This is a genomic window from Methylibium sp., assembly GCF_013817365.1.
Lineage (GTDB): Bacteria > Pseudomonadota > Gammaproteobacteria > Burkholderiales > Burkholderiaceae_C > Methylibium.
The window spans coordinates 1-5,218 of record NZ_JACDCU010000298.1; the positions used below are offsets into that span (position 1 = coordinate 1).

The following is a 5,218-nucleotide window of genomic DNA, read 5'->3' on the forward strand; positions in this document are numbered from 1 at the left end:
CGCGCTGACTCGCCGCTGCAGTTCCATGACTTCGGTTTCGGTCAAGTTCATCGCACCCTCCGCAGGCGCAATGATACTTCCTATTTGAACGTTACAGTTCACTAGCGGCGGTTTTCTGGAACTCAACTCGCGTGAATACCTGATCCGAAACATCGGCCGCACGTCCAGGCTCGAAGACGTGCAGAACCTGCCCGTCGCAGTCAGCAACGGCCGCCCGATCCTGCTCAAGCAAGTGGCCGAAGTGAGCTTCGCCGCTGCGCTCAAGCGCGGTGACGCCGGCTACAACGGCCAGCCGGCCGTGGTGCTGGGGATCCAGAAGCAGCCTGACGCCGACACGGTGAAGCTCACTGGCGCTATCGAGGCGGCGCTGGCCGAGATGCGCCCTAGCCTGCCGCCCGGCATGCAGGCGCCGGTGGTGACGATGCGCCAGGCCAGCTTCATCGAGGCGTCGATCGACACACTGCAGGGCAAGCTGCTCGGTGCATCGGTCGTCGTGGCCGCGGTGCTGTTTCTGTTCCTCATGAACGTTCGCCTGACGTTGATCTCGCTGACCGCGATTCCGGTGTCGGTGCTAATCACGGTGCTGGTCTTCCGGTACTTCGACCTGAGCATCAACACGATGACTTTGGGGGGTCTGACCATCGCAATCGGTGGCTTGGTCGACGACGCGGTGGTCGGCGTGGAAAACGTGCTGCGGCGGCTCAAGATGGACCGTCAACACGACGGCATGAAGCGCAGTCCCCTGGAGATCATCGCCAGCGCGACGCTCGAGGTGCGCTCGGCGATCGTGATCGCCACGGTGATCATCGTGCTAGTGCTGCTGCCCCTGTTCTTCCTACCGGGCATCGAGGGCCGGCTGATGCAGCCGCTGGCGATCGCCTACATCGTCTCGCTGCTAGCCAGCATGATCGTCTCGGTGACGCTGACGCCTGTGATGGCCTTCTACCTGCTCCCGCGCATGAAGAGCCTCGGTCACGACGACGGCCGGCTGCTGCGCTGGATCAAGGGGCGTTATCAGGCGGGACTGGGCTGGGTGCTGCGGCGGCCGAAGACGCTGGTGGCGGCGGGTGCCTTGTCGGTGTTGCTCGCCGGCGCGACCGTGCCCTTCTTCCCGACGACCTTCCTGCCGCCCTTCAACGAAGGCTCGGCGCTGGTCGGCTTGCGCTTGAACCCCGGCACGACGCTGGCGGAGACGGTTCGTCTGGCCTCGCAGGCCGAAACGGCGGTGCTGAAAGTGCCCGAGGTGGTGCATGTCGGACGGCGCTCTGGCCGCGCCGAGATGGACGAGCATGCCGAAGGCGTGCACGTCAGCGAGCTGGACCTCCAGCTCGAGCGTTCAGGGCGTAGTCTCGATGAAATCTACAGCGATATCCGCGAGCGCCTGAGCCCGCTGCCAGCCGCCATCGGCATCGGCCAGCCGATCTCGCACCGCATCGACCACATGCTCTCGGGCGTGCGCTCGCAGATCGCGATCAAGATCGTCGGCGACGATCTCGATACGCTGCGCGGCGAGGCGGATGCGCTGCGGGCGAAGCTGCAGTCGGTGCCGGGCCTGGCCGACCTCGAGGTCGAAAAGCAGGTGCTAACGCCGCAGGTGCAGATCCGCGTCGACTATCGGCGGGCCGCGCAGTACGGGTTGGCGCCGGCCAAGCTGCTGTCCGAGCTGCAGATGCTGATCGACGGCGAGAAGATCACGCAGATCGTTGAGGGCAACCGGCGCTTCGATCTGGTGCTGCGCCTGCCCGAGACGGCGCGCGAGGTGCAGGCCTTGTCGCGCATCATGATCGACACGCCGACCGGCCGCGTGCCGCTGAGCCAGCTCGCCACGGTGGAAGAAGGCGACGGTCCGAACCAGATCAGCCGCGACGACGGCCGGCGCCGCATCGTGATCTCGGCCAACGCCTCCGGTCGGGCGCTGAGTGACGTGGTGGCCGACATCCGGGCGGTGGTGGCGGACAACAAGCTGCCGGAGGGCTACTTCATCACCTTGGGCGGGCAGTTCCAGGCGCAGGAAGAGTCGAGCCGGCTGATTGGTCTGCTGTCGATCGGTTCGCTGGCGATGATCTTCCTGGTGCTGTACTCGCGCTACCAGTCCGGTGTGCTGTCGCTGATCATCATGGCCAATATCCCACTGGCGCTGGTGGGCTCGGTGATCGGGCTGTGGCTGTCGGGCCAGCCGCTGTCGATTGCGGCGCTGGTGGGCTTCATCACCCTGGCCGGCATCGCTATCCGCAACGGCATTCTGAAAGTCAGCCACTACGTCAACCTGTGCGCCTTCGAGGGCGAAAGCTTCGGCATCCCCATGCTGATACGTGGCTCGCTCGAGCGCCTGACCCCCGTGCTGATGACCGCCCTGGTCGCGGCCTTCGCGCTGGCGCCCCTGCTGTTCGAGGCCGAGCAGCCGGGTACCGAGATCCTGCACCCGGTGGCGGTGGTCATCTTCGCCGGGCTGATCAGCTCGACGCTGCTCGACACCTTCCTCACCCCGGCGATGGTTTGGCTCTTCGGCCGCAAGCCCATCGAGCGGCTGGTCGAAAGCTCGGGCCAGGAAGCCTTCTGATGCCCGTTCCCGTTCCTAACTCAACCCACAAGGAGTTCACCATGAAGCACTTCATCGTTCACGTCGCACTGGCAAACCTGGCAGGACTGGCTGCCGCACCGGCCGTCGCTGTCGACGACGCTCACGCTCCCAAGCACGGCGGCGTCATCGTCGAAGCAAAGGGGGTCGACCTCGAACTGGTCGCCAAGCCGGATCTGATCCAAATCTATCCGACCGACCACGGCAAGCCGATGAAGATCACCAGCGGCAGCGCTAAGCTTACGTTGCTGACCGGAAGCGACAAGTCGGAAGTGCCGTTGGCCCTCGTAGGCGACAAGCTCGAGGCCAAAGGCAGCTTCAAGATGGCCAAGGGGACCAAGGCCGTGGCGGTGGTGACGCTCAACGGCAAGCCTCCGGTCACGGCGCGCTTCGAGCTTAAGTAGGCGCCTGCCGCCCTGAGGCTAGCAATCGCGGCCGCGGACCGTCTGTGTTCGGCGCTGCAGCAGCAATGCGAAGAGGAAAGCCATGAGCCGCGATGATGCTGATCCGTCCACCAGCGTAGCGCCGCGCGCGGAAAGGTCCAACGAGCGCAGGGACCGCCGGATCTTGCTAGGTGTCCTGGCCATCAACCTCGGCCAGAGCATTGTCGGCGGAGGCGTCGGCTTGTGGGCCGAGTCGACGGCACTGATGGGCGCAGCGCTGGACAACTTGGCCGACGCGTCGGTCTACGGTCTCAGCCTGTACGCCGTCGGGCGAGCCGCGTCGATCAAGGTGCGGGCAGCTCGGATCTCGGGCTGGTTCCTGATTGGCTTGGCCGTGCTGCTGCTCGTCGAGGTTTTGCGTCGCTACTTCGGTGGCGGGCAGCCCGTCGGACCAGCCATGATGGCCATGGCTGGCGTCAATGCATTACTCAACCTGGTCTGCTTGCGTCTGCTTGCCCGACATCGCGGAGACGACGTGAACTTCAAGGCCTCGTCAATCTTCACCAGCAATGACTCGCTCGTCAATCTCAGCATCGTCGCGTCTGGGGCGCTTGTGCTATGGCTGGGCTCGAACGTGCCTGATCTAGTCCTCGGGGTCATCGTGGCCGGCGTTGCGGCACATGGCGGTCGGGAAATCCTCGAAGAAGCTTCCAAGACGGAATCGACCGAACCCCATCGTTAATGTTTGAAGTTGACCCGATTTCGCGGACACCTCATTCTGATGGAAGAAGGAGTCCGAGATGCCGAAGACGAAGCCTGCCTACCCCGAGGCGTTCAAGCAGCAGATTGTCGAGCTGGCGATGGCTGGACGAAGTCCGGCCCAGCTGGCACGTGAGTTCGAAGTCAGCGCCAGAGCGTCACCGCGGGGGTCGCGCGTGCGGCGGCCGATGCCGGTAACCCCGTGCGTGGCAAGGACGTGTTGAGCAGCGCCGAGCACGAAGAGCTGGCGCGATTGCGACGAAGGGTTCGACAGCTCGAGCAGGAGCGCGACATCCTGGCAAAGGCTACGGCCTGGTTCGCCGCCAAGGACGGCAAGACGTCCACCGGGTCTACGGACTCGTGAACGCGAACCAGGCCGACGTCAACGTCGCAGCGATGTGCCGTGTGCTGCGGGTCTCGACCAGTGGCTACTACGCCTGGCGCGATCGTGCCCCCAGCGCGCGTGCCGTCGCCAATGCCGTGCTCACCGAGCGCATCCGTAGGTGCACGCCGCATCGCACCACACCTACAGCATGACGATCTCGCGGGAACTGCGCCGCAATGCAGCGACCCGGAGCGGGTACGTCGACTTCCGAGCCTCGACGGCACAGGTGGCACGCGCAACTACGGGCCCGCCGTCCGAAGACAGCCAAGCTCGCTGCCAATGATGCGCCCAGGAAGTACGTCAAGAGCGGCTCGCTGGGACGATCACGACCGAGCGTCGTAAGCGACTGGGTCCGGAGATAGCATGGACGGGTAGGCGGCACGGCCGCCGTCAGGACCGCTGCTGGGCGATGTCGTGGAGTCCACAGCAGATCGCCCACAGGGTTGCGGATCGACTTTCCCGACGATGAGGCGATGCGGATATCGCACGAGGCGATTTACCAGGCTTTCTACATTCAAGGCCGTGGCGCGTTACGCCGCGAGCTGAGCCCCTGCCTTCGTTCCGGTCGGCCGTTGCGTGTGCCTCGCGCCCGCACGCGTGAACGGGGGAAGAAGTTCGTCACGCCCGAGGTCATATCAGCAGACGGCCCTTGGACGCTCAGGCGCGCGTCGTGCCCGGCCACTGGGAAGGCGATCTCATCGTCGGGCTGGGAAGCTCCGCGATCGGCACGCTGGTGGAACGAGCGACGCGCTTCACGATGCTGCTGCACCTTCCTCGCATGGGCGCGCACGGACAGCCTCGAAAGAAGAACGGCCCTGCACTGGCCGGTCGCAGAGCTGGCGCAGTCCGGGAGGCGATTGCGACCTCGATGATGAGGCTGCCTACGCAGCTGCGCAGATCGCTGACTTGGGATCAGGGAGCCCGAAATGTCTCAGCACGCTCGACTGCGCCTCGACACGGGTCTTCAAGTCTTCTTCTGCGATCCACGCAGCCCTTGGCAGCGGGTACCAACGAGAACACGAACGGGCTGCTACGGCATTACTTCGCGAAGGGCCCGACCTCAGCCGCTACGGTTCAGACTCCCTCTCCGCGGTCGCTGCGTCGCTGCGGCAC

At 65.0% G+C, this 5,218-nt stretch carries 2 protein-coding genes and 3 pseudogenes; all 5 read left to right on the top strand.

All coding sequences use genetic code 11. The features are described from left to right. Positions 1-100: 100 nt before the first annotated feature. Positions 101-2,560, top strand: a pseudogene (locus H0W38_RS16020) (efflux RND transporter permease subunit); the annotation flags it as partial. Between the two features lie 41 nt (positions 2,561-2,601). Then, positions 2,602-2,982 carry a hypothetical protein gene (locus tag H0W38_RS16025; protein WP_292455891.1) on the top strand — a complete coding sequence of 127 codons (381 nt, stop codon included), beginning with the start codon at positions 2,602-2,604 and terminating at the stop codon, positions 2,980-2,982. An 82-nt stretch (positions 2,983-3,064) separates the two neighbouring features. Beyond that, on the top strand, positions 3,065-3,703 hold the full coding sequence (locus tag H0W38_RS16030; RefSeq protein ID WP_292455892.1) for a cation transporter: 639 nt from the start codon (positions 3,065-3,067) through the stop codon (positions 3,701-3,703). A gap of 58 nt (positions 3,704-3,761) precedes the next feature. After that, positions 3,762-4,250, top strand: a pseudogene (locus tag H0W38_RS16035) (IS3 family transposase); the annotation flags it as partial. Further along, positions 4,251-5,218, top strand: a pseudogene (locus tag H0W38_RS16040) (IS30 family transposase); the annotation flags it as partial.